Here is a 22,609-nt window from a genome sequence, read left to right on the forward strand (position 1 = left end):
TGACAATTGCGTCACTGTGGGTGGAAGATGGATGGGACGCGGGCCTTGGCCGGCGTCGAGCGACGAGAAAGGACGCAGCGTGATCCCACGCGAGGAACCCGGCCCGATCATCAATGGCCTGCCGACCAACCTGCCGGACACCGATCCGCAGGAGACCTCCGAGTGGCTCGAGTCCCTCGACGGCATCATCGACGAGGGTGGCCGCAACCGGGCCCGCTACGTGATGCTGAAGCTGCTGGAGCGCGCCCGGGAACGCCAGATCGGTGTCCCGTCGCTGACCAGCACCGACTATGTCAACACGATCCCGGCCGCCAGCGAGCCGGCCTACCCGGGTGATGAGTCCCTCGAGCGCGGCTACCGCCGCCTGCTGCGCTGGAATGCCGCCATGACGGTGCACCGGGCCCAGCGCCCCGGGATCGGCGTCGGCGGCCACATCGCCTCCTATGCCTCCGCGGCCACCCTCTACGAGGTGGGCCTGAACCACTTCTGGCGCGGTCAGGACCACCCCGGTGGGGGAGACCAGATCTTCTTCCAGGGCCACGCCAGCCCCGGCATGTACGCCCGCGCCTTCCTGGAGGGCCGCCTGTCCGAGACTGACCTGGACGGCTTCCGGCAGGAGAAGAGCCACATCGTCGACGGCAAGATCCGCGCCCTGCCGTCCTACCCGCACCCGCGTCAGCTGCCCGACTTCTGGCAGTTCCCGACGGTGTCCATGGGCCTGGGCCCGATGAATGCCATCCACCAGGCGCAGTTCAACCGCTACCTGCACAACCGCGGCCTGAAGGACACCTCGCAGCAGCGGGTGTGGGCCTTCCTGGGCGACGGCGAGATGGACGAGCCCGAGTCGCGTGGCCTGCTGCAGCTGGCCGCCAATGAGCACCTGGACAACCTGACCTTCGTCGTCAACTGCAACCTGCAGCGGCTCGACGGCCCGGTGCGCGGCAATGGCAAGATCATCCAGGAGCTGGAGGGCTTCTTCCGCGGCGCCGGGTGGAATGTGATCAAGGTGATCTGGGGCCGGGAGTGGGACCAGTTGCTGGCCAATGACACCGACGGCGCCCTGGTCAACCTGATGAACGCCACCCCCGACGGTGACTACCAGACCTTCAAGGCCAATGACGGTGCCTACGTCCGGGAACACTTCTTCAACAAGGATCCGCGGACCGCCGCCATGGTGGCGGACTGGAGCGATGACCAGGTCTGGAACCTCAAGCGCGGCGGTCACGACTACCAGAAGGTCTACGCCGCCTACAAGAGCGCCACCGAGTTCACCGGCGCCCCCACCGTGATCCTGGCGCAGACCATCAAGGGCTACTTCCTGGGCACCCACTTCGCGGGCCGCAACGCGACCCACCAGATGAAGAAGATGGCACTGGATGACCTCAAGGGCTTCCGGGACCGGCTGCAGATGCCCATCACGGACGCCCAGCTGGAGGAGAACCCCTACCAGCCGCCCTACATCAACCCCGGCCCGGACGATCCGCGGATCAAGTACATGATGGAGCGCCGGCGTGAGCTGGGCGGCTTCATCCCGGAGCGTCGCCACACCCCGAAGCAGACCCTGCAGCTGCCGGAGGAGAAGGCCTATGCCGGGGTGAAGAAGGGCTCGGGCAACCAGCAGATCGCCACCACCATGGCCTTCGTCCGGTTGCTGAAGGACTTGATGCGGGAGAAGAGCTTCGCGCCGCACGTGGTGCCGATCATCCCCGACGAGGCCCGCACCTTCGGTATGGACTCGTTCTTCCCGACGATCAAGATCTACAACCCCAATGGCCAGAACTACACCCCGGTGGACCACGAGCTGATGCTCAGCTACCGGGAGGCCACCAATGGCCAGATCCTGCACATGGGCATCAACGAGGCCGGATCGCTGGCCGCCTTCACCGCAGCCGCCACGTCCTACTCCACCCATGGCGTGCCGATGGTGCCGGTCTACGTCTTCTACTCGATGTTCGGTTTCCAGCGCACCGGCGACTCGATCTGGGCCGTCGCGGACCAGCTGGGCCGTGGCTTCCTGATCGGTGCCACCGCCGGCCGCACCACGCTGACCGGCGAGGGCACGCAGCACATGGACGGGCACAGCCCGCTGCTGGCTGCCACCAACACGGCCATCAAGTCCTATGACCCGGCCTACGCCTACGAGATCGCGCACATCGTCAAGCACGGTCTGGAGGAGATGTACGGCGAGGACCCGAAGGACGTCATCTACTACCTGACGGTCTACAACGAGCCGATCGTGATGCCGAAGGAGCCGGAGGGCATCGACGCCGAGGGCATTGTCAAGGGCATGTACCTGCTCAAGGAGGGCAGCTTCGAGGGGGTCGGCGAGGATGCTCGTCGGGCCCAGCTGCTGGCCTCCGGCGTCGGGGTGCCGTGGGCCCTGGAGGCTCAGGAACTGCTGAAGAAGGACTTCGGCGTGGTGGCCGACGTGTGGAGCGTCACCAGCTGGGGCGAGCTGCGGCACGACGGCCTGGCCTGCGACGAGCACAACTTCCTGCATCCCACCGAGGAGAAGCGGGTGCCCTACGTCACCCAGCGGCTGCAGGACCGGCCGGGGCCGGTGGTGGCGGTCAGCGACTACATGCGCCAGGTGCAGGACCAGATTGCCAACTGGGTGCCGGGTGACTTCGTCAGTCTGGGTGCCGACGGCTTCGGCTTCTCCGACACCCGCCAGGCGGCGCGGCGCTTCTTCCACATCGACGGCCCGTCGATCGCGGTGCGGGCGCTGCAGCAGCTGGCCGCCAAGGGCGAGGTGCCTGCCGAGTGGCCGCTGCAGGCCGCCGAGAAGTACAACCTGCTGGACGTCAACGCCGGGACCTCCGGCAATGCGGGCGGCGACGCCTGACGTCGCAGCTCCCTGAGCGTGCCGCAGGATCCGGTGCCCGTCTCCTCGTGGGGAGGCGGGCACCGGGCGCGTCCCAAGCCGGTGGGGTCACTACCACCTGCGCCAACTGATCTGGCAGTCTTGTCACCAAGACGTTGCCGGGACAGGCCCGGCCGGGCAGGAAAGTGGGAATTGACGGTGGTAACCGCGGCCAAGCCGGGGCGTACGAACGACGACCTGCGGATTGCACAGATGGGCCTCAGCGAGGGCATGGTGGTGCAGGAGATCGGTTGGGACTCCGACGTGGACGAAGACCTGCGCACCGCGATGATGGACGCCATCGACGCGGACCTGGTGGAGGAGGCCCTGGAGGCCGTCGACATGGTGCTGCTGTGGTGGCGCGAGGACGACGGTGACGTGGTCGACGGCCTGGTGGACTCCCTGACGGACCTGGCCAAGGGCGGCGTGATCTGGTTGATGACCCCGAAGGTGGGTCGCGACGGCTATGTGGACCCCGCCGACCTGGCCGAGGGGGCAACGACTGCCGGGCTGGCGTTGACCAGCCCCACCAACCTGTCCAAGGACTGGCAGGGCCACCGGATCGTCCGCCCCAAGGGCAAGAAGTAGCCGTCAGAGCAGCTTGAGCAGGATCTTCTCCAGGTCCTGCACCGTCGGGGTCACCGGATTGGCGGCGGTGCAGCCGTCCTCGATCGCCGCGGCCGCCAAGTGCGGCACGGCCGCCCGGTAGGCGCCCCCGTCGACCCCGTGATCGGTGATCCGGGGCCCAATTTCCAACTGGCGGGTCAGTGTCTTGACCGCCGTGATGAAGGCCGTCACCCGCGCGCGCTCGGAGGCTGCGGGCACCCCCACCAGATGCCCCAGCCAGGCGACCCGTCGGGCGGGTTCGCTCAAGGCGCCGATCCCGGAGGCGGTGTTCCAGGCCAGCGTGTGGGGCAACAGGATGGCGTTCAGCCGGCCGTGTGCCACCGGGAACTGCCCCCCGATCGCATGCGCCAGGGAGTGCGTGATCCCCAGGCCCGAGTTCTCGAAGGCCATCCCTGCCAGGCAGGACGCATTGTGCAGGTGCTGGCGGGCCACCAGGTCATCCCCGTCGCGGTAGCAGCGCGGCAGCCAGCGGCAGACCAGCTGGATCGCCTTCTCGGCCAGGGCGTCGGTGAAGTCGCTGTGGGACCGGGCCAGATAGGCCTCGATGGCATGGGTGCAGACATCCATCCCGGTGTCGGCCGTGATCCGCTGCGGAGCGCTGAGCACCAGATGGGCGTCCAGGATGGCCACCTCGGGCAGCATGTCCCGGGCCACCAGGGGCAGTTTCACATGGGTCTCGGGTTCGGTGATCACCGCGAAGCTGGTGACCTCGGAACCGGAGCCGCTGGTGGTCGGGATCACCCACAGGCCATGGGGCACCGTCAGGTCATGCTCCCGGGCCACCTTCAGCACCGCCTTGGCCGTGTCGATCGACGATCCGCCGCCCAGCGCGAGGACCACCTCCGGGGTGGCCTGGACCAGGGCGCGGGTGGCTTCGGCCACCACCGCCACGCTGGGATTGGGCTGGACCCCGTCGAAGACGGTGATGGCGCAGCCCATGAGGTGCCGGGTCACTTCCTCCAGCACGGGGGAGGAGGCCAGGAAGGCATCAGTCACCAGCAGGACGCGGCATCCAGCCAGCTCCTCCAGCTGGGACAGCGATCCGGCTCCATGGTGCAATTCGGTGCGGACCTGGAAGGTGCTCATGCTCCGTCCTCCTGCCGTTCCCGCGCCCGGTATTCGCTGGGGGTCTGCCCGGTGTGCTGCTTGAAGGTGCGGGAGAAGTAGTTCACCGGCTGGAAGCCCAGCTCGGCGGCGATCCGATGGATGGGCAGGTCGGTGTGGTCCAGCATCAACTGGGCCCGTGCGATCCGCCGACCGCTGACATGGCTGATGAAGGTCTGCCCGGTGTGTGCCTTGAAGGTCTTCGAGAGGTGCGACGGCGTGACGTTGAGGTACTTCGCGGCCCGGTTCAGGCTCGGCGGCCGCTGCACCTGGCGTTCCAGCAGATTCAGCAGGTCGGTCATCGTCCGGGGATCGCGCCGGAGACGCTCCATCGCGTCGTAATGGCCGAAGAGCAGCCCTTCGAGGTATTGCTGGCACTGCCAACGGTCCAGATCGGCGTGGGTGTGCGCGCGATGGCGGACGATCGTCTGGCGCAGCGTCACCCGGTCCGCGGTGGTCCGGCGGCTCGCGGCGCGCAGGATGGCGTCCTCGAGCGGCTGCAGCATGCTGGGCGCCAGCCGGGTGACTCCGTCGCGGAAGAGGGTCTCCAGGGCGGAGTCCAGCACGCGCATCTGCCGGACCAGGTCTTCGCGTTCGACGGCCTGCTCCATGGCCATGGCGGGCAGGCAGGACAGTCGGCCGTCGGTGGGTTCGGGAGTCACCACCGCGACCCGCAGCGACGCGGACTGGGCCACCCGGTCCCGTTCCCGTCGGTCGATCAGTTCACCCGTGAGGGCCGCCAGCTCACTGGCCTGGGCGTGCACCGTGCGCAGGTCGGTCAGCGGGACCCGCTGGTAGGCACGCAGGATGTCCTGGTCCCGCTGCCAGCCGGAGTTCATCGTGGTCAGGTAGGGGACGCTCAGCTGCCCTTCGGTCAGCCGCACCTGCCCGCACAGCACCGCGCCCAGATAGGTGTCCTCCCGCATGATCGGGACCGAGAAGTCCACCAACCCGGTGTGACAGCGGTAGATGCTGGGGCGCCCGTCCATCACCGACTGCAGCCCACCGTGGGCGTCGCAGCCCTGACAGCGTCGCCGCTGTTGCGGATCCGACCGCATGATTGCGCAGAAATTGGTGAACTGCGAACCCTCGGTCAGGGGCTGGCCCGTGCACCCGACGGTGATCAGGGCGAGCCCGGTACGGCGGGCGAAGCTGTCCTGGAGGGCCTGCATGCGCTCCAGGTCGACGGCGGCCGCCAGACCTTGGTCAGACATCGGGGCCACTCCCTTCGACGGCGGCCAGCAGGTCTGCCAGCCCGTCCCCAGTGAGGGCGCTGACCTCCACCACGGTCCGGGAGCCGGCCGCTCGCAGTGCCTCCCGTGCGTCGTGCACCGCCGATGGGGCAGCGATGTCCACCTTGGTGACCACGCCAATCACCGGGCAGGTGAAGTAGCTGGCGAAGCCGGGGGGAATGCGGGTTGCGCCGTCGCCGGCTCCCTGGAGAAGAGCCACCACGTCGGCGTCATAGGAGGCCAGCAGCAGGGCATGGTTCAGCCGGCCATGGTCGAGGTACTCGCCGGGGGTGTCGATCACGTCACCGATCATCTCGGTCGCCTGGGTCTTGTCCGCGGGCCGCCCATCAGCCTGCAACCGGTGGGCCAGGGTGGTCTTGCCCGCACCGACGCTGCCCACCAGCAGGAGCCGCTTCATGAGCGGGTCACCGGTGCGGGGGTGAAGGCCAGGGTGTCGGTGAGAACGCCCACGATCTCCCGTACGGCCGCCTCGCAATCAGCCAAGGACCCGTGGATCACCAGCGAACCCGAGAAGCGGTCGATGAATGCCACCTGCACCGCGGCCGCCTTCGTGGCCACGTCCGCGGCGATGATGGCCGCCTCGCTCGGGGTGATGGTGCAGATCCCGATCGCACCCGAGGTGGTTTCCCGGATTCCCAGCTTGGTGAATATCTGCGCATCCGGATTTGCGATCACATGCGCCAGGGTGACCTGCTTGCCCGGCACGAATTCCTGGATGATGCGCTGCCGCTCGGCAACCTCCATGTCACCACCCCCGCCCTTCCTGTTCGGCCAACCTATGTCCGCCTGGGGGGCGAGTCAACGGCGGTTCACGGGTCTGCACAGGTGAGCACAAGGATGTGTAACAAGTGCGCGAAATTGTGTAACCGACCTCTGCCTAGGCTCGCAGTGATGGAGCCGATCCATGCATGAGCCAAAGGAGTCTGTAATGCAAGAAGCCCTCGGAATGGTTGAGACAAAGGGATTCGTCCCTGCCGTCGAGGCCGCCGACGCGATGGTGAAGTCGGCCAATGTCACCCTCATCGGCAGCAAGCAGATCGGGGCCGGCCTGGTCACGGTGCTGGTGCGCGGGGACGTCGGTGCCGTCAAGGCCGCCACCGATGCCGGGGCGGCCGCCGCCCAGAATGTCGGCGAGCTGGTCTCCACCCATGTGATCCCGCGCCCGCACGGTGACGTCGAGCGCATCCTGCCCGCCGCCGAGTGAGTGCCACCGAGGAGTAGCTGACCATGCCCAATGAAGAGCTTGTCGACAAGATCATGACTGCGGTCATGCACAAGATGGACGCCGCCCCGGCGTCCGCACCCGCGGCGCGCCCGACCGCCGGCGTGCGCCCCGGACTCACCGAATTCGTTGGCACCAGTGCCCTGGGCGACACCATCGGCCTGGTCATCGCCAATGTGGACCCGGCCCTGCACAAGCTGATGGGGATCGACGCCAAGTACCGCTCCATCGGCATCATCGGTGACCGCACCGGTGCCGGCCCGCAGATCTTCGCGGCCGACGAGGCCGTCAAGGCCACCAACTGCGAGATCCTCACCATCGAGCTGCCGCGCGACACCAAGGGCGGGGCCGGTCACGGCTGCCTGATCGTCTTCGGCGCCGAGGACGTCTCCGACGCCCGTCGCGCCGTCGAGGTGACCCTGTCAGAGCTGGACCGCACCTTCGGCGACGTGTACGGCAATGACGCCGGCCACCTGGAATTCCAGTACACGGCCCGCGCCAGCTACGCCCTGGAGAAGGCATTCGGCGCCCCGCTCGGCAAGGCCTTCGGCATCACCGTCGGTGCCCCCGCCGCGATCGGCGTCGTGCTGGCCGACACCGCCGTCAAGGCGTCGACCATCGACGTCATCGCCTACTCCAGCCCGGCCAAGGGAACCAGCTACTCCAACGAGGTGATCAGCGCCTTCAGTGGTGACTCGGGTGCCGTGCGCCAGGCGATCATCGCTGCCCGTGAGGTGGGTGTCCAACTGCTTGCCGCGCTGGGTGCCGAGCCCGTCTCGACCACCACGCCCTACATCTGAGGAAGACCACGATGGCAAAGTCAAAGCGGTTCGAGGCGCTCGACGCCCGGCCGGTGAACCAGGACGGATTTGTCACGGAATGGCCCGAGGTGGGCCTGATTGCCATGGACAGCCCGAATGACCCCAAACCCTCGATCACCATCGAGAATGGCGTCGTCACGGAGCTGGACGGCAAGAAGCGTGCCGATTTCGACATGATTGACACCTTCATTGCAAACTATGGAATTCGGCTGGAGAATGCCGAACGGGCCAATGCGATGGATTCGGTGCAGATTGCTCGCATGCTGGTGGACATCAATGTTCCTCGCGCCGAGCTGATCCAGATCACCACCGCGCTGACTCCGGCCAAGATCACCGAAGTGGTCGGCCAGATGAATGTGCTGGAAATGATGATGGCGGTCACCAAGATGCGGGCCCGAAAGAGCCCCGCAAACCAGGCGCACATCACCAACCTGCGCGACAATCCGGTGGAGATTGCCGCCGACGCGGCCGAGGGCGCCCTGCGTGGTTTCGCGGAGGAGGAGACCACGATGGGCATCGCCCGGTATGCGCCGTTCAACGCGATGAGCGTACTGATCGGCTCGCAGGTGGGCCGGCCCGGCATCCTCACCCAGTGTTCGTCGGAGGAAGCCACCGAGCTCAACCTGGGCATGCGCGGCCTGACCTCCTATGCGGAGACGGTCAGTGTCTACGGCACCGAACCAGTCTTCATGGACGGCGACGACACACCGTGGTCGAAGGCCTTCCTGGCATCCTGCTATGCCTCGCGCGGTCTGAAGATGAGGTTCACCTCCGGCACCGGCTCCGAGGTGCAGATGGGCTATGCCGAGGGCTGCTCGATGCTCTACCTGGAGGCTCGCTGCCTGTACATCACCAAGGGCGCAGGTTCCCAGGGAACACAGAACGGCTCGGTCAGTTGCGTCGGGGTACCCGCTGGCGTTCCCGGCGGCATTCGCGCCATCCTGGCGGAGAACTTGATTGCCACCTGTCTGGACCTGGAATGCGCCTCGTCCAATGACCAGACGTTCACCCATTCCGACCTGCGTCGGGTGGCTCGTTCGCTGATGCAGTTCGTGCCCGGCACCGACTACATCTGCTCCGGCTATTCCGCCACCCCGAACTACGACAACATGTTTGCCGGCTCCAACTGGGATGCCGACGACTTCGACGACTGGAACATCATCCAGCGTGACCTCAAGATCGACGGCGGTCTGGTGCCGGTACTCGAGGACGACGTGATCGCGGTCCGCAACAAGGCCGCCCGAGCCGTCCAGGCCGTCTTCCGGGAACTCGGCCTGACCGAGATCACCGATGCCGAGGTGGAGGCAGCGACCTATGCCCGCGGCACCGAGGACATTCCCAAGCGCAATGTGGTGGACGACCTCAAGGCCTGCGAGGAGATGATGAACCGCGGCATCACCGGTGTCGACGTCGTGAAGGCTCTCAACCAGGCCGGCTTCCCGGACGTCGCCGACAGCGTCTTCAACATGCTCAAGCAGCGGGTGGCCGGCGACTACCTGCACACCGCGGCGATCCTGGACGGCAACTTCCGGGTGAACTCCGCGGTCAACAATCCCAACGACTACCTCGGCCCGAAGACTGGCTACCAGATCTCCGACGAGCGTTGGGAACAGCTCCAGCAGCACCGCCACGCCGTCAGCCCCGAGAGCATCTAGGTGAACGCCATGAAGATCGACGAAGCAACGCTCAAGAGCATCATCGAGGACGTGCTGCGGGACATGCAGCTGGACGGGGCCCCGGCCTCCCGCCCGGCCGCGACGCCGGTGGCCGCCACCAGTGGGCATCTGGTACTGACCGAGACCGGACGCGCCGCGAAGGGGACCAATCCGCGCGAGGTGGTGATTGGGCTGGCCCCCGGCTTCAGCGTCCAGCAGTTCGAGACCATCACCAAGATCCCGCATGACCGGGTGATCCGGGAGGTGTGCGCGGGGATCGAGGAGGAGGGCCTGTCCTTCCGCTTCATGCGGATGTACCGCACCAGCGACGTGGCCTTCATCGCCCACGAGGCAGCCAAGCTGTCCGGCTCCGGTATCGGGATCGGGATCCAGTCCAAGGGCACCACGGTGATCCACCAGAAGGACCTGCCCCCGTTGAGCAATCTGGAGCTCTTCAGTCAGGCTCCGCTGATTGACCTGGAGACCTTCCGGGCAATCGGCAAGAACGCGGCCCGCTATGCCAAGGGGGACTCCCCGGATCCGGTGCCCGTCCGCAATGACCAGATGGCCCGGCCGAAGTACCAGGCCATCGCCGCACTGCTGCACATCAAGGAGACGCAGCTGTGTGACCTGAACAAGCAGGCCCAGGAACTCCGGGTCGAGTACCGGTAGGAGAGAGAGCCATGGAATCCGAAGAACTGGTCCGCAAGATCATGGCCGAGGTGATGGCCAGCCTGGGCAATGACCAGGTGACCTTTGCCAAGGCTCCCGCCCCCGCCGCCGCGTCGGCTTCCTCCACGTCCCAGGGACGGGTCACCGCCCAGCAGTACCCGCTGGGGGAGAAGGTGCCCGACCGGGTGAAGTCCAACACCGGCAAGGTGCTCTCCGACTTCACCCTGGAACGGGTGCTGTCCGGTGAGCTCAAGGCCGACGACTTCCGCATCTCCCGGGACACGCTGGAGATGCAGGCCCAGGTGGCCGAGTCGGTGCATCGGGAGACGTTGGCGCGCAACATGCGTCGCGCCTCCGAGCTGATCGCCGTGCCCGACGACCGCCTGCTGGAGGTCTACAACGCCCTGCGCCCCTACCGCTCCACCAAGGCGGAGCTGCTTGCCATTGCCGACGAGCTGGCCAACCAGTACCACTGCCCGGTCAACGCGGCCTTCATCCGGGAGGCGGCGGAGGTCTACGAGCAGCGCGGACGGCTGAAGCAGGAGGACTGAGGCCACCGGCCCAGGGAGCGAGCGATGAAGCTGATTGCGGGAATCGACATCGGGAACGCCACCACCGAGGTGGCGCTGGCTGACGTGTCCGGCGCCACCCCGGTCTTCCTGGCGAGCTCCATCATCCCCACCACCGGCATCAAGGGCACCCAGCAGAACATCCAGGGGCTCTTCCAGTCGCTCACCCAGGCCCTGGATCGGGCCGGTCTGGGGGTCAAGGACCTGCACCAGATCCGGCTGAACGAGGCGGCGCCGGTGATCGGCGACGTCGCGATGGAGACCATCACCGAGACGGTGATCACCGAATCCACGATGATCGGCCACAACCCCACCACCCCCGGTGGGCTGGGGACCGGGGTGGGCACCACCATCGACGTGGCCGAGCTGGACGCCGCGCCCACCGGCACGCCGATGATCGTGGTGGCTGATCGCGGCCACGACCACGACCAGCTGGCCCAACAGATCAACCGGGCCACCGCCCGCGGGGTGGAGGTCACCGGCGCCATCCTGCAGAAGGACGACGGTGTGCTGGTGCACAACCGGCTGCAGGTCAAGATCCCGATCGTCGACGAGGTCTCGCTGGTGGAGAAGGTGCCGCTGGGGATGCTGGCGGCGATCGAGGTGGCCGACGTCGGCCGGATCGTCGAGACGCTGAGCAATCCCTTCGGGATCGCCACCCTCTTCTCCCTGGATGCGGAGGACACCAAGAGCGTGGTGCCACTGGCCCGTTCGCTGGTGGGCAACCGGTCCGCCGTGGTGATCAAGACCCCCAAGGGGGATGTCCAGGAGCGTCGAATCCCCGCCGGGTCGTTGACCGTCCTGGGGCAGGTGGGCAGCGTCGTCGTGAACGTCGACGAGGGTGCCGAGGCCATCATGCGGGCTGTCCAGCAGGCCGACCGGATCACCGACATCCGCGGCGAGGCCGGCACCAATGTCGGCGGGATGATGGAGAAGGTGCGGGTCACTATGGCCCAGCTCACCGGCACCGAGTCCGCCGACATCCGGATCACCGACCTGTTGGCCGTGGACACCCAGGTGCCGCAGGTGGTCAGCGGTGGTCTGGCCGGCGAGTTCTCGATGGAGGGCGCCGTCGGGATTGCGGTGATGGTCAAGGCCGACCGGCTGCAGATGCAACGGATTGCCGACGAGACCGCGAAGCAGTTGGGCGTCCCCGTCGAGGTGGGCGGGGTGGAGGCGGACATGGCGATCCGCGGTGCCCTGACCACCCCCGGCAGCCAGGTGCCGATCGCCATCCTGGACATGGGGGCGGGTTCCACCGACGCGTCGGTGCTGCGCCGGGACGGGCAGGGGACCTCGATCCATCTGGCTGGTGCGGGGAACATGGTCAGTCTGATGATCCAGTCCGAACTGGGGTTGGAGACCTTCGATCTGGCCGAGGACCTGAAACGGCATCCGCTGGCCCGGGTGGAGAGCCTGTTCAACATCCGGCACGAGGACGGATCGGTGCAGTTCTTCGACGAGCCGCTGCCGCCGGAGGTCTTCGCCCGCACGGTGATCCTCAAGCCCGACGGGATGATCCCGCTGGATCTGCGGGAACCACTGGAGAGGATCCGCCAGGTGCGGATCCGGGCCAAGGAACGGGTCTTCGTCACCAATGCCGTCCGGGCCCTGCAGATGGTCAGCCCCACCCGCAATGTCCGCGACATCGAGTTCGTGGTACTGGTCGGCGGGTCCGCGCTGGATTTCGAGATCCCGCAACTGGTCACCCGGGCGCTGGCTGACTACCGAGTGGTGGCCGGCCGGGCCAACATCCGTGGCACCGAGGGCCCCCGCAATGCGGTGGCCACCGGTCTGGCGCTGTCCTGGCAGGGATGAGCGATGGCCGCACCCCCTCCCAAGGCTCCCCGCCCCAGCATCGTCGTGGCCGTGAACGCCACGATCCAGCCCGAGCAACTCACCGAGCTCCTGCTCGGCATCGAAGAGGAAGGCATTCCCCATGACCTCACCCACAGTGACGAAATCAACCCGCTCACGCTCGCGCACCAGGCCAGCACCCAATCCCGACTCGGCGTCGGAATCGGCCTCAGCCTCGAGTTCGCCGTCGTCACCACCGAAAAGCTCCCCGCCGGACGCCCCTACATCGCCCGACACCTCAACCAGCGGCGTGAATGGGACCGAGCACTCGGTGCCAACGCCGCCCGAATCGTCAAAGGAGTCCCGCTCCATGCCTACCGCTGACCCCGGACCCCGGCTGACCAAGGCGCTCGGCCTGATCGAGACCTTCAGCCTGACCGCCGCCGTCGAGGCGGCCGATGCCGCCTGCAAGTCCGCCGACGTGGAACTGGTCGGCTACGAGCTGGCGAAGGGCGGTGGCCTGGTCACCGTCAAGGTGCTCGGTCAGGTGGCCGCGGTGCAGTCCGCCGTCGCCGCCGCGAAGGCCGCGGCCGGCCAGGTGAACCGGGTGGTCTCCACCTCGGTGATCCCGCGGCCGAACGAGCAGTTGGAGCGGATGGTCTTCAACAACCAGACCGTGGGTTTCACACCCACCACGGCACCGGCCAGCAAGGCGCGGGCCACCACCAAGAAGGAGGAGGAGAAATGAGCGAAGCCCTCGGACTCGTTGAAACCAAGGGATTCGTCGGCGCCGTCGAGGCCGCCGATGCCATGACCAAGTCGGCCAATGTGGTGCTGGTCGGTACCGAGAAGATCGGTGCCGGGCTGGTGACCGTGATGGTGCGTGGTGATGTCGGGGCCGTGAAGGCCTCCGTCGACGCCGGTGCCGCAGCGGCCGCCAATGTCGGCGAGGTGCTGTCCACCCACGTGATCCCTCGGCCCCACGCGGACGTCGAGAAGATCCTGCCCAAGCAGGGCTGAGTGATGGACGACAAGGCCCGGGAGATGCTGGTCGAGGACGCCGTGCGGCGGGCGGTCTACGGCGCCCTGGGCAGCCTGGACCCATCCCTGGTCGTTGTCGGCATCTCGAACCGTCATGTCCACCTGACCGAAGAGGACTTCGCGGTCCTCTTCGGTCAGGAGGCGATCCAACCGATGAGGTATGTGCGGCAGCGTGGCGAGTATGCCGCCACCCAGACCGTCGCCGTGCACGGACCCAAGGGCAGTTTCGCGCGAGTGCGCGTGATGGGCCCCTGCCGCAAGGCCTCCCAGGTGGAGCTGAGCACCACCGACTGCTTCACCCTGGGCATCAAGCCCGTGCTGGCGGTCTCCGGCTCACTGGCACAGGCTGCCCCCGTCGAGGTGGCGGGGCCGTGCGGCCGGATCAGCCTGCCGCACGCCGCCATCGTCGCCAGCCGCCATCTGCACCTGGGCACCGTCGACGCCGAACGGCTGGGGCTCAGCCACCTGGACCGGGTCAGCGTCCGGCTGGGCGGTGGCCGCGGCGGGGTGCTGGGAAATGTGGTGGTGCGGGTGCAGGACTCCTACCTGCCCGAATTCCATCTGGACACCGACGAGGGCAATGCGCTGGGGGTTCGTACCGGTGCCATCGCCCAGATCCTGCTGCCGGGAGCCTGACCATGCCCACCGCCCCCAGCCCCGATCGTGTGACCAAGCGGTTCGCCACCCTGGTCAAGCGCGGCACGGTCGCATCCGCCGAAGGGCCGCTGGCCCTGGGTGTGGACCTGGGCACGGCCAACATCGTGCTCTCCGTCGTGGACGGCAGGGACCGGCCGGTGGCCGGGGCCCAGCTGCGCTCCACCGTGGTACGCGACGGCATCGTCGTCGACTGGCTGGGGGCGGTGCGCGCCGTGCGCCAGCTGCGCGAGGTGCTCGAGGACCGGCTGGGCCACCACTTCCAGGACGCCTCGGTCTCGATCCCGCCCGCCGTGGGGGAGGACACCACCACGATCTTCCGCAATGTGCTGGAGGCCGCCGGTCTGGAGGTGCGTGAAGTGGTGGACGAGCCCGTCGCCGCCGCCCGGGTCCTGGGCTTGCGGGACGGTGCCGTGATCGACGTCGGGCACGGCACCACCGGCGTCTCCGTCCTGCGCGACGGGGCGGTGGCGCTGTCCGTCGACGAGGCCACCGGCGGTCATCACATGACTCTGGTGCTGGCCGGTGCACTGGGCCTGGACTATGACGCGGCGGAGAAGTACAAGAAGTCGCCGGCCAAGGCACAAGAGGTCTTCGCACTGGTACGGCCGACCTTGGAGAAGATGGCCACCATTGCCCGACGCGCCGTCGAGGGCCAGGACGTACCCGTCATCCATCTGGTGGGGGGCGCCAGTTCCTTTGCCGGCGCCCCGGAGCTCTTCGCCCAGGTGATCGGCCAGCCGGTGATGGGTGCGGCCGAACCGCTGTACGTGACGCCGCTGGGCACCGCCATGGCGCCCCGGGAAGGGGGAGGACGATGACCGAGCAGGAGATCCGGGCGCTGGTCACCAGCGTGGTGGAGCAGCTGCTGGCCGAGCGCACCCGGCCGCGTCGGGCTCTGGTGCTGTTCACGGGGGCGCTGCTCGGTTTCGATGACGCCATGGATTCGCTCGGTCGGCTCAAGGACGACGGGTGGCAGCTGAACCAGGTGATGACCGAGAGCGCCCGGCACGTTCTCAACCCCGCGCGGCTGGATGCCCTGGGGCTGGAGGAGCTCACCCGCGATCTGGTCCGGGACCACCAGTTGTTGCTGATCCCCACCCTGACCTGCAATGTGGCTGCCAAGGCCTCCCAGGGGATCGCCGACTGCCTGGCCTCGAACCTGGTGCACCAGTTCCTGCTGCAGAACCGGCCGGTGGTGGCGGCCCGCAACGGTGCCTGCCCGGACCACCCGGACAAACGCGCGTGGTTCCCCGACATCCCACCCGCCTTCGCCGAGCGGCTGCGGCAGAACCTCACCGACCTGGCGGGCTATGGCGTCACCTTCTGCGAGGCTGCCCAGCTTGACCGCGTCGCCCAGCAGGTCTGGCGCGAGCGTGTGGCCCCCGGGCCCGACGCCATTCCGTCGGCTGGGGCGGTCCACTGCGACCGCACCCTGATCAGCCAGACCGTGCTGACGCCGCTGGCCGACGACATCACCCTGCAGATTCCTGCGGGGGCGCTGGTCACCTCATTGGCCCAGGACATTGCCCGGGCCAAGCGGATCCAGCTCATTCGAGCACCGAAAGGCATCTGACATGTTCCTGGCACGCGTCGTGGGCAATGTGGTCTCCACCAGCAAGGATGACCGGCTGGTGGGGTGCAAGCTGCTGCTGGTGCAGCGGATGGACACCGCGCAGCAGTGCACCGGTCTGCCCGAGATTGCGGTGGATGCCGTGGGCGCCGGCAACGGCGAGGTGGTGATTGTCACCAAGGGCAGTTCTGCCCGGGTGTCCTCCTCGCGTCCCGACGCCCCCATCGACGCGGTGATCGTCGGGATCGTGGACACCGTCGAGGTTGAGCAGGGTCTGTGATGCCCGCCATCTACACCCGCAGCGGAGACCGGGGACAGACCGGCCTGTTCGGTGGTTCGCGCGTGGACAAGGACAGCGCCCGGGTGGAGGCCTACGGCACGGTGGACGAGGCCAACACCCTGATCGGGCAGGCCAAGGCCCTGTTGCCCGGCGGGCATCCCTTCCGGGACGACGTGCACCGCGCCCAGCTGCGGCTCTTCGTGGTGGGTGCCGAGTTGGCCAGCGACGCTGCCGGCCGCGGGAAACTGGCCGACCTGGTGGGAACCGACGATGTCTCGGCCCTGGAGCGGGTGATCGACCGCACCCTGGAGATCACCGGGCCGCCGACCCAGTTCGTGGTGCCCGGCCGGGATCCGCGCTCGGCGACCTTCCACGTGGCTCGTTCCGCCGTTCGCCGGGCGGAGCGACGGGTGCTCACCCTCGCCCACACGGATGAGGTCCGCCCCGAGCTGGTCAAGTACCTCAACCGGCTGTCCGATGCCCTGTACGCCATCGCGCGGGTGCTGGAGCAGGAGCATGACCAGGCCGTGGTTCGTGACATCGTCGAGCGCAACCTGCGGGAGGCCGGCCTGCCGACCGGGACGGGGCAGAAGGCCGCCTTCACGCTGGAGACGGCCATGCGGATGGCCGAGGCCGTGCAGGCGGCGGCCGCGCGGATGGGCCTCCCGGTGGCCTTCGGCGCCGTGGACGAGCACGGCACCACCATGCTGCTGCACCGGATGCCGGGAACCCTGCTGGTCAGCCTCGATCTGGCGCTGAACAAGGCCTGGACGGCCGCCGCGCTGAGACAACCCACCGACCGGATCAAGGAACAGGTGCTGGAATCCGGCGACCTGTATGGACTGCAGGCCTCCAACCAGGGGCGGGTCGTGGCCTTCGGCGGTGGCGAACCGATCTTCGTCGCGGGGCGGCTGGCCGGGGGCATCGGCATCTCCGGCGGCACCGTGGAACAGGACATGGCCTTGGTCAAGGTGGCCATGGCAAGCACAGGGAGTGGAAACTGATGAGTATCGACGTGGCACTGGTGGAGAAGATGGTCCGCAAGGTCGTCGGTGAGGTGGAGGGTCAGCTCGACGTGCTGGAGGGACGCTCCACCGCGGTCAGGACCCCCGCCGCCGACGACGGCACCGGGATCTTCGACACCATGGACGCCGCCATCGCCGCAGCCGAGCGGGCCGAGCGGGAATACCTGGGATGCAGCATGGCGGACCGGCGGCGCTTCGTCCAGGCGATCCGGGACTTCGTCGTCGTGCCCGAACACCTGCAGTACATGGCGGAGGAAGCGGTACGGCAGACCGGCATGGGCGACGTGGCGCACAAGGTGGTCAAGAACCGGCTGGCGGCCACCAACTGCCCCGGCGTGGAGGATCTGGTCACCGACGCCTGGTCCGGGGACGACGGACTGACCACCATTGAGTATTCACCCTTCGGGGTGATCGGGGCGATCACGCCCACCACCAACCCCACCGAGACCATCATCTGCAATGCCATCGGCATGCTGGCGGCGGGCAACACCGTCGTGTTCAGCCCGCACCCACGTGCCCGGGACCTGTCCGTGTGGCTCATCAGCGAACTGAACAAGGTCCTGACCAAGGCCGGGGCACCACGGAACCTGCTGGTCACCGTCAGCGAACCGTCGATCGAGAACACCAACGCGATGATGGCCCATCCCGCGGTGCGCATGCTGGTGGCCACCGGTGGGCCCGGGATCGTCAGGACGGTGCTCAGCTCCGGCAAGAAGGCCATCGGGGCGGGGGCCGGCAACCCGCCCGTCGTGGTGGACCGCACCGCGGACATCGTGCGGGCCGCGAAGGACATCGTCGACGGCGCAAGCTTCGACAACAACCTGCCGTGCACAGCGGAGAAGGAAGTGATCGCGGAGGAGTGCATCGCGGACCTGTTGAAGTTCGAGATGGAGAAGGTTGGGGCCTTCGAGGTGCAGGGCACCGAGACCCTGAAGAAGCTGGAGGAACTGGTGCTCAATGACCAGCGCACCGGTCCCCGCACGGAGTGGGTTGGCAAGCCCGCCGGTGAGATCCTCGACGCGATCGGCGTGAAGCCGCCCTACAGCTGCCGGTTGATCCTGGTGGAGACGGACAAGGACCACCCGTTCTGCCAGCACGAGCTGATGATGCCGGTGCTGGCCGTGGTCCGGGTGCCGGACGTCGATGCCGCGATCGATCTGGCCGTGGAGGTGGAGCACGGGCTGCGGCACACCGCGATCATGCACTCCAGGGACGTCACCAAGCTCACCAAGATGGGGCGGATGATCCAGACCACGATCTTTGTGAAGAATGGGCCGTCCTATGCGGGAATCGGGATCGGTGGGGAGGGCTACACAACCTTCACCATCGCCGGGCCAACCGGTGAGGGACTGACCTGTGCACGCAGCTTCGCCCGACGCCGCCGGTGCGCGATGGTGGGCGAGCTGAACATGCGCTGATCACGCGGTGATGTCGAACTCCTTGAGCTTCTTGCGGTCCCGCTTGCTGCCGGCCGCCTGAAGGGCGAGGAGTTCGGCATAGATCCCGCCGGTGGTGGCCAGCTCGGCCGGGCTGCCGATCTCGTCCACCCGGCCATTGCGCAGGGTGACAATCCGGTCCACCGTCGCGATGGTGCTCAGCCGGTGCGCGATGATCACGCTGGTCCGGCCGTGCATCAGCCGGTCCAGGCCCTCCTGCACCAGCCGCTCGCTCTTGGAGTCCAGGGCGCTGGTGGCCTCGTCCAGCACCAGGATGGGCGCATCCTTCAGCATCGCCCGGGCCACCGCGATCCGCTGCTTCTGGCCGCCGGACAGCTTCAACCCGCGCTCGCCAATCAGGGTGTCGTAGCCGTCTTCGAAACCCATGATGAAGCCATGCGCATTGGCCTCCCGGGCCGCCTGCTGGATCTGCTCGTCGGTGGCGTCGGGGTTGGCATAGGCGATGTTCTCCCGGATGGTGCCGCTGAACAGGCTGGCGTCCTGGAAGACGACGCCGACGCTGCCGCGCAGCAGCTCGGCCGGGGTGTCCATGACGGAGTGACCGGCCACCCGCACCTCGCCCCGGTCCAACCGGTACAGCCCCAACAGCAGGCTGACCAGGGTGGTCTTGCCGCCACCGGACTCACCGACGAAGGCCACGCGCTCGCCCTGCCCGATGGCGAAGCTGACGTCGTGCAGCACCTCGTGCCCGTCGTCGTAGCCGAAGCTGGCCCCGGAGAACTCGATCATCGGCTCGTCGTGGGCCAGCACTCGGGGCGCCGCCACCACGGGCGCGGCCAGCTCGGGGCGCTCCTGCGGCTCGGCCATCACCCGGAAGTAGTCCTGGCTACCGGCGATGGCCCGCTGCGCGGTGTCCACCAGGTAGCTCATCATCTGGGCGGGCTGCTTGGCCAGGTTCACCAGCTGGATCAACAGCACCATCACGCCGATGGTGAAGGCACCCTGCAGGGTGCGGACGAAGATCAGCGCGTACACGCCGAAGAAGATCACGTTCATGGCACCCCGTCGGGCCGCATCCATCGAATGCCAGTAGCTGGACTGTCGCCTGGTGAGCCCGACGGTGGCGTCGTAGTGCTCGGTGAAACTCGCCAGTTCCCGCTTCTCCTGCACGAAGGACTTCACCACCCGGATCTGGCCGATCACCTCGGCAAAGCGGCCGCCGGCGATGTCCACGTGGGTGTTCTTCTCACCCTCCAGCCGCTGCCACTTCTTGCTGGTGAGCGTGGTGAGCCACATGTAGGTGGGAAAGATCGCCAGCAGCAGCAACGAGATCCACGGCGAGTACCAGGCGGTGATGGCCAGCGAGGCCACCAGGGTGATCAGCATCGGGAAGAAGTTGTTGCTGAAGCTCTGCAGGAATTGCGTGGTCTCCGTGATGGAACGCTGCAGCCGGCTGATGATGGTGCCGGTCAGCGCGGTGTCGTAGTAGCGCTGGGGCAGGGTCAGCAGCTTGTGGAAGTAGCGCTGGCTCAGCCGCGCCCGCAGCCGGGCGGCCATCACGTCGCCCAGATAGCCGCCCACATTGCTGATCAGGGTGTTGGCCAGGTCGGCTGCCAGCAGCGCGACGGCCAGCCAGATCACCACCGCGACGCCGCGGCCATGGCCCTGGATCCCGGCCACCACCTCGTCGGTGGCGGCCTTGATGATGAACGGGGTGGCCAGCCCGGTGGCGGCGGTGAGCACGGAGCAGACGATGATGCCGGTGTAGTACCAGCGAAGCTCCTTCACCGCGGCAAGGATCTGGACAAGACTGCGCACCACTGACTCCCGACGAATCGACCCCCGCCAACCTGTTGACGGCTGAAACAGTGTACGCGTGCTCGCGTAGGCTCCAGTCATGGACGAGACCACGCAGGAGCCCACCCAGCCCGCCACGCTGCGCGTCGCCCTGGCGCAGCTCAACGCCACCGATGACCCCCGGCAGAACCTGGCCCTGGTCCGGGACCGGGCCCGGCAGGCCGCCGAGCAGGGTGCCCGGCTGGTGGTCTTCCCGGAGGCCACCATGGCCAACTTCACCGTCGACCCGCGCACCGTCGCCGAGCCGTTGGACGGCCCCTTCGCCGACGGCATCCGGGAGATCGCCCGGGAGTGCGGTGCGCTGCTGGTGGTGGGAGTGTTCACCCCCGCCGCGGACGGCCGGGTGCACAACACCCTGTTGGTCACCGACGGCGGCCCGGTGGACGAGCGCTATGACAAGATCCACCTGTACGACGCCTTCCGCACCCGGGAGTCGAAGACGGTCGCGCCGGGCCAGCGGCTGGTGGTGATCGACGCGCTCGGCACCCGGATCGGCCTGGCCACCTGCTACGACGTGCGCTTTGCCGCCCAGTTCACCGAGCTGGGCCGGCAGGGGGCCGAGCTGATCTGCCTGCCCGCGTCCTGGCAGGACGGCCCGCGCAAGTCCGAGCAGTGGGAACTGCTGGTGCGCTCCCGGGCAATGGACGCCCAGGCCATCCTGCTGGCCGCCGACCAGGCCGCCCAGGACACCGGCGGCAAGAAGCCGCTCGGTGTGGGGCATTCCCTGGTCGCCGGACCGCTGGGTGAGGTGCTGGCCCAGGCCGGTGACCAGGCGCAACTGCTGGTCGCCGACCTCGACCTCTCGGTGGTCGCCAAGGCCCGCGAGGCCGTCCCGATCCTGCGCTAGCTCTCACCGCGGAGGTGACCGGGCAGCCAGACTGCCTCCCACAGCGGGATCTCCTGCGCCATGTGTGCCGGACGAACCGGCGGCTCGGTGGCGAGCCAGTACTGCCCAGCTTCGCGCCGTAGGTAGCCGTAGTTGACCAGCTCGCGACGCCAGAAGGCATGATCCTCGACGACGGTGTGGAGCGTGTCGTTGACCCTGACTTCCGGGTAGGTGGTCTTGGGCTGGAACAGCGAGACCAGGTGCAGCAGCACCGAGGCTCGGGCCTTGCGTCGGGCCGGGAACTGCACGAGACGACCATCCCGAATGAAGCGGTCGATCACCACCTGGTGTTCGGATTGCGCCCGCAGCCACCGCTCGTCCCGGTGGGGTCCGCTGGCGAGATCGGCGCGGGCCGCCGTGTAATTCTGCCCGGTTTCGCGCATCCGCTCGCGCACCAGCTGCTTGAAGTCACTGTCCTTGGTCATGTCTTTCCCCACTGCGCAGCACGTCCCCAGCACGGCAACGCAGTTCAGAGAACGACGACAGGATTCACGCACCCGAGGATCTGCTCCCCTTCGCCACGGCGCGGGAGCTGGGGTCCTCGCGGGGCTCGGCGTCAGGCGCGCCGTCAGCAGCACTTTGCCACAGCCGGCGCGCCCGGCCAAGTGAAATGCTCACGCGTCGCGAATGACCAGCTTGGAGCCGAAGGTGGCGGCCTCCACCATCCGCAGCCGAGCCAGGGCCGGGTGGTCCTCCAGCAGCTTGGCGCCATTGGCCATCGAGCGCAGCGCCGCCGTTTCCGCTCGGGCGGCCTCCAGCTTCGCCAGGCCCTGGTGCCGGGCAATCACCACCTGACCGATGGCGTGCCGCAGCTCGGCGGGCAGGGTGATGTCCTTCAGCACCACCTCGTCGACGGTGACTCCGACCCGCGCCGCCACCGGGGCGACGGCAGCCGCCAGGACGCCCACCGACTCGGAGGTGGCGCGCAGCGCACGGGTGACCTCCTCGGCCCGGTGCGCGGCCAGCAGGTCACGCAGGCCCACCTGTGCGGCCAGGTAGACCAGGTCCAGCGGGTCGGTGGCCACCTCGTGCCAGGCCACGGGATCGACCACATGCCAGCGCAGCGCCAGCGTCACCCGCACCGGGATCTCGTCGGCGCACGGCACGTCCTGCGGCTTGAGGGCCAGCACCTGCTCACCCATGTCCACCACCACGGTGCTCAGACCGGGCCGCACCCGGTACCGGCCGGGGCCGAAGGCCCGCACCAGCCGCCCGGCGCGGTAGGCCAGCACCGTCTCCCGGGTCTCGACGGTGAGGTTGAACAGGGATTTCTTCATGGGTCGACCCTCCTTCAGGTCAGGTGGGGTGAGGAT

General features: G+C 67.9%; 25 protein-coding genes. 18 read left to right on the forward strand and 7 right to left on the reverse strand.

From position 1 onward, the window contains the following. Positions 1-31 precede the first annotated feature (31 nt). On the forward strand, positions 32-2,845 hold the full coding sequence (aceE, locus tag AAEX60_RS06270) for a pyruvate dehydrogenase (acetyl-transferring), homodimeric type (RefSeq protein WP_342101964.1): 2,814 nt from the start codon (positions 32-34) through the stop codon (positions 2,843-2,845). Positions 2,846-3,076: 231 nt separating this feature from the next. Then, on the forward strand, positions 3,077-3,451 hold the full coding sequence (locus tag AAEX60_RS06275; RefSeq protein WP_342102053.1) for a DUF3052 domain-containing protein: 375 nt from the start codon (positions 3,077-3,079) through the stop codon (positions 3,449-3,451). Between the two features lie 3 nt (positions 3,452-3,454). Here AAEX60_RS06275 and AAEX60_RS06280 read toward each other — a convergent pair whose 3' ends face one another. The 4 genes from AAEX60_RS06280 to AAEX60_RS06295 are packed head-to-tail and all read right to left on the reverse strand — an operon-like array spanning position 3,455 to position 6,591. Further along, positions 3,455-4,576 carry a 1-propanol dehydrogenase PduQ gene (locus AAEX60_RS06280; protein WP_342101965.1) on the reverse strand — a complete coding sequence of 374 codons (1,122 nt, stop codon included), beginning with the start codon at positions 4,574-4,576 and terminating at the stop codon, positions 3,455-3,457. Beyond that, positions 4,573-5,808, reverse strand: coding sequence for a PocR ligand-binding domain-containing protein (locus AAEX60_RS06285; RefSeq protein WP_342101967.1), 1,236 nt, complete (start codon positions 5,806-5,808; stop codon positions 4,573-4,575). The genes AAEX60_RS06280 and AAEX60_RS06285 overlap by 4 nt, the downstream gene beginning before the upstream one ends. Next, positions 5,801-6,244: a EutP/PduV family microcompartment system protein gene (locus AAEX60_RS06290; protein ID WP_342101969.1), complete on the reverse strand. Its 444-nt coding sequence runs from the start codon at positions 6,242-6,244 to the stop codon at positions 5,801-5,803. Before AAEX60_RS06290 ends, AAEX60_RS06285 begins: the two co-directional genes overlap by 8 nt. Then, positions 6,241-6,591, reverse strand: coding sequence for a BMC domain-containing protein (locus AAEX60_RS06295; RefSeq protein WP_342101970.1), 351 nt, complete (start codon positions 6,589-6,591; stop codon positions 6,241-6,243). Before AAEX60_RS06295 ends, AAEX60_RS06290 begins: the two co-directional genes overlap by 4 nt. Positions 6,592-6,775: 184 nt before the next feature. Here AAEX60_RS06295 and eutM point away from each other — a divergent pair, with 184 nt between their 5' ends. From eutM to AAEX60_RS06370, 15 genes are read left to right on the forward strand one after another with little or no spacing between them, the layout of a single operon-like run. Beyond that, positions 6,776-7,051 (forward strand): ethanolamine utilization microcompartment protein EutM, encoded by a 276-nt coding sequence (gene eutM / locus AAEX60_RS06300; RefSeq protein WP_342101971.1) that lies wholly within the window; start codon positions 6,776-6,778, stop codon positions 7,049-7,051. Between the two features lie 23 nt (positions 7,052-7,074). Further along, positions 7,075-7,869: a propanediol utilization microcompartment protein PduB gene (pduB, locus tag AAEX60_RS06305; RefSeq protein ID WP_342101972.1), complete on the forward strand. Its 795-nt coding sequence runs from the start codon at positions 7,075-7,077 to the stop codon at positions 7,867-7,869. A gap of 11 nt (positions 7,870-7,880) precedes the next feature. Further along, a complete protein-coding gene (locus AAEX60_RS06310) occupies positions 7,881-9,545 on the forward strand; it encodes a propanediol/glycerol family dehydratase large subunit (protein WP_342101973.1) in 1,665 nt (554 codons plus the stop codon). A 9-nt stretch (positions 9,546-9,554) separates the two neighbouring features. Continuing rightward, a complete protein-coding gene (locus AAEX60_RS06315) occupies positions 9,555-10,217 on the forward strand; it encodes a propanediol/glycerol family dehydratase medium subunit (RefSeq protein ID WP_342101974.1) in 663 nt (220 codons plus the stop codon). An 11-nt stretch (positions 10,218-10,228) separates the two neighbouring features. Then, on the forward strand, positions 10,229-10,768 hold the full coding sequence (locus AAEX60_RS06320) for a diol dehydratase small subunit (protein ID WP_342101976.1): 540 nt from the start codon (positions 10,229-10,231) through the stop codon (positions 10,766-10,768). 24 nt (positions 10,769-10,792) lie between these two features. Continuing rightward, positions 10,793-12,604, forward strand: coding sequence for a diol dehydratase reactivase subunit alpha (locus AAEX60_RS06325; protein ID WP_342101977.1), 1,812 nt, complete (start codon positions 10,793-10,795; stop codon positions 12,602-12,604). A gap of 3 nt (positions 12,605-12,607) precedes the next feature. Further along, on the forward strand, positions 12,608-12,967 hold the full coding sequence (locus tag AAEX60_RS06330; protein ID WP_342101978.1) for a glycerol dehydratase reactivase beta/small subunit family protein: 360 nt from the start codon (positions 12,608-12,610) through the stop codon (positions 12,965-12,967). After that, positions 12,954-13,331 carry a BMC domain-containing protein gene (locus AAEX60_RS06335; protein WP_446721281.1) on the forward strand — a complete coding sequence of 126 codons (378 nt, stop codon included), beginning with the start codon at positions 12,954-12,956 and terminating at the stop codon, positions 13,329-13,331. The genes AAEX60_RS06330 and AAEX60_RS06335 overlap by 14 nt, the downstream gene beginning before the upstream one ends. Beyond that, positions 13,328-13,603 (forward strand): propanediol utilization microcompartment protein PduA, encoded by a 276-nt coding sequence (pduA, locus tag AAEX60_RS06340; protein WP_342101979.1) that lies wholly within the window; start codon positions 13,328-13,330, stop codon positions 13,601-13,603. The genes AAEX60_RS06335 and pduA overlap by 4 nt, the downstream gene beginning before the upstream one ends. Before the next feature lie 3 nt (positions 13,604-13,606). Further along, complete coding sequence (gene pduL / locus AAEX60_RS06345) at positions 13,607-14,260, forward strand: phosphate propanoyltransferase (RefSeq protein ID WP_342102057.1); 654 nt, start codon at positions 13,607-13,609, stop codon at positions 14,258-14,260. Positions 14,261-14,262: 2 nt separating this feature from the next. After that, positions 14,263-15,099, forward strand: coding sequence for an ethanolamine utilization protein EutJ (gene eutJ, locus AAEX60_RS06350; RefSeq protein ID WP_342101980.1), 837 nt, complete (start codon positions 14,263-14,265; stop codon positions 15,097-15,099). Next, the gene (locus tag AAEX60_RS06355) at positions 15,096-15,854 is read left to right on the forward strand and encodes a flavoprotein (protein WP_342101981.1); all 759 of its coding nucleotides are present in this window, start codon (positions 15,096-15,098) and stop codon (positions 15,852-15,854) included. Before eutJ ends, AAEX60_RS06355 begins: the two co-directional genes overlap by 4 nt. Before the next feature lies 1 nt (position 15,855). Beyond that, a complete protein-coding gene (locus AAEX60_RS06360; RefSeq protein WP_342101982.1) occupies positions 15,856-16,131 on the forward strand; it encodes a EutN/CcmL family microcompartment protein in 276 nt (91 codons plus the stop codon). Further along, positions 16,131-17,135 (forward strand): cob(I)yrinic acid a,c-diamide adenosyltransferase, encoded by a 1,005-nt coding sequence (locus AAEX60_RS06365; protein ID WP_342101984.1) that lies wholly within the window; start codon positions 16,131-16,133, stop codon positions 17,133-17,135. Before AAEX60_RS06360 ends, AAEX60_RS06365 begins: the two co-directional genes overlap by 1 nt. Before the next feature lie 29 nt (positions 17,136-17,164). Then, positions 17,165-18,574, forward strand: a complete 1,410-nt coding sequence (locus tag AAEX60_RS06370; protein ID WP_446721286.1) for an aldehyde dehydrogenase family protein — start codon at positions 17,165-17,167, stop codon at positions 18,572-18,574. Here AAEX60_RS06370 and AAEX60_RS06375 read toward each other — a convergent pair whose 3' ends face one another. Then, positions 18,575-20,371: an ABC transporter ATP-binding protein gene (locus AAEX60_RS06375; RefSeq protein WP_342101987.1), complete on the reverse strand. Its 1,797-nt coding sequence runs from the start codon at positions 20,369-20,371 to the stop codon at positions 18,575-18,577. Positions 20,372-20,450: 79 nt separating this feature from the next. On the opposite strand from AAEX60_RS06375, the gene AAEX60_RS06380 reads away from it, so the two are divergent. Then, positions 20,451-21,257 carry a carbon-nitrogen hydrolase family protein gene (locus tag AAEX60_RS06380; protein WP_342101989.1) on the forward strand — a complete coding sequence of 269 codons (807 nt, stop codon included), beginning with the start codon at positions 20,451-20,453 and terminating at the stop codon, positions 21,255-21,257. On the opposite strand, the gene AAEX60_RS06385 is transcribed toward AAEX60_RS06380, so the two are convergent. Next, positions 21,254-21,721, reverse strand: a complete 468-nt coding sequence (locus AAEX60_RS06385; RefSeq protein ID WP_342101991.1) for a DUF2087 domain-containing protein — start codon at positions 21,719-21,721, stop codon at positions 21,254-21,256. The genes AAEX60_RS06380 and AAEX60_RS06385 overlap by 4 nt on opposite strands. A gap of 189 nt (positions 21,722-21,910) precedes the next feature. Next, positions 21,911-22,573 (reverse strand): SPFH domain-containing protein, encoded by a 663-nt coding sequence (locus AAEX60_RS06390; RefSeq protein ID WP_342101992.1) that lies wholly within the window; start codon positions 22,571-22,573, stop codon positions 21,911-21,913. Positions 22,574-22,609 lie beyond the last annotated feature (36 nt).

Origin of the sequence: Luteococcus sp. H101, from assembly GCF_038433155.1 — a bacterium.
GTDB lineage: Bacteria > Actinomycetota > Actinomycetes > Propionibacteriales > Propionibacteriaceae > Luteococcus.

Coding starts and splice junctions, on each gene's coding strand:
- aceE (WP_342101964.1), top strand. CDS start 32: ATGGGACGCGGGCCTTGGCCGGCGTCGAGCGACGAGAAAGGACGCAGC.
- AAEX60_RS06275 (WP_342102053.1), top strand. CDS start 3,077: ATGGGCCTCAGCGAGGGCATGGTGGTGCAGGAGATCGGTTGGGACTCC.
- AAEX60_RS06280 (WP_342101965.1), bottom strand. CDS start 4,576: ATGAGCACCTTCCAGGTCCGCACCGAATTGCACCATGGAGCCGGATCG.
- AAEX60_RS06285 (WP_342101967.1), bottom strand. CDS start 5,808: ATGTCTGACCAAGGTCTGGCGGCCGCCGTCGACCTGGAGCGCATGCAG.
- AAEX60_RS06290 (WP_342101969.1), bottom strand. CDS start 6,244: ATGAAGCGGCTCCTGCTGGTGGGCAGCGTCGGTGCGGGCAAGACCACC.
- AAEX60_RS06295 (WP_342101970.1), bottom strand. CDS start 6,591: ATGGAGGTTGCCGAGCGGCAGCGCATCATCCAGGAATTCGTGCCGGGC.
- eutM (WP_342101971.1), top strand. CDS start 6,776: ATGCAAGAAGCCCTCGGAATGGTTGAGACAAAGGGATTCGTCCCTGCC.
- pduB (WP_342101972.1), top strand. CDS start 7,075: ATGCCCAATGAAGAGCTTGTCGACAAGATCATGACTGCGGTCATGCAC.
- AAEX60_RS06310 (WP_342101973.1), top strand. CDS start 7,881: ATGGCAAAGTCAAAGCGGTTCGAGGCGCTCGACGCCCGGCCGGTGAAC.
- AAEX60_RS06315 (WP_342101974.1), top strand. CDS start 9,555: ATGAAGATCGACGAAGCAACGCTCAAGAGCATCATCGAGGACGTGCTG.
- AAEX60_RS06320 (WP_342101976.1), top strand. CDS start 10,229: ATGGAATCCGAAGAACTGGTCCGCAAGATCATGGCCGAGGTGATGGCC.
- AAEX60_RS06325 (WP_342101977.1), top strand. CDS start 10,793: ATGAAGCTGATTGCGGGAATCGACATCGGGAACGCCACCACCGAGGTG.
- AAEX60_RS06330 (WP_342101978.1), top strand. CDS start 12,608: ATGGCCGCACCCCCTCCCAAGGCTCCCCGCCCCAGCATCGTCGTGGCC.
- AAEX60_RS06335 (WP_446721281.1), top strand. CDS start 12,954: ATGCCTACCGCTGACCCCGGACCCCGGCTGACCAAGGCGCTCGGCCTG.
- pduA (WP_342101979.1), top strand. CDS start 13,328: ATGAGCGAAGCCCTCGGACTCGTTGAAACCAAGGGATTCGTCGGCGCC.
- pduL (WP_342102057.1), top strand. CDS start 13,607: ATGGACGACAAGGCCCGGGAGATGCTGGTCGAGGACGCCGTGCGGCGG.
- eutJ (WP_342101980.1), top strand. CDS start 14,263: ATGCCCACCGCCCCCAGCCCCGATCGTGTGACCAAGCGGTTCGCCACC.
- AAEX60_RS06355 (WP_342101981.1), top strand. CDS start 15,096: ATGACCGAGCAGGAGATCCGGGCGCTGGTCACCAGCGTGGTGGAGCAG.
- AAEX60_RS06360 (WP_342101982.1), top strand. CDS start 15,856: ATGTTCCTGGCACGCGTCGTGGGCAATGTGGTCTCCACCAGCAAGGAT.
- AAEX60_RS06365 (WP_342101984.1), top strand. CDS start 16,131: ATGCCCGCCATCTACACCCGCAGCGGAGACCGGGGACAGACCGGCCTG.
- AAEX60_RS06370 (WP_446721286.1), top strand. CDS start 17,165: ATGGTCCGCAAGGTCGTCGGTGAGGTGGAGGGTCAGCTCGACGTGCTG.
- AAEX60_RS06380 (WP_342101989.1), top strand. CDS start 20,451: ATGGACGAGACCACGCAGGAGCCCACCCAGCCCGCCACGCTGCGCGTC.
- AAEX60_RS06385 (WP_342101991.1), bottom strand. CDS start 21,721: ATGACCAAGGACAGTGACTTCAAGCAGCTGGTGCGCGAGCGGATGCGC.
- AAEX60_RS06390 (WP_342101992.1), bottom strand. CDS start 22,573: ATGAAGAAATCCCTGTTCAACCTCACCGTCGAGACCCGGGAGACGGTG.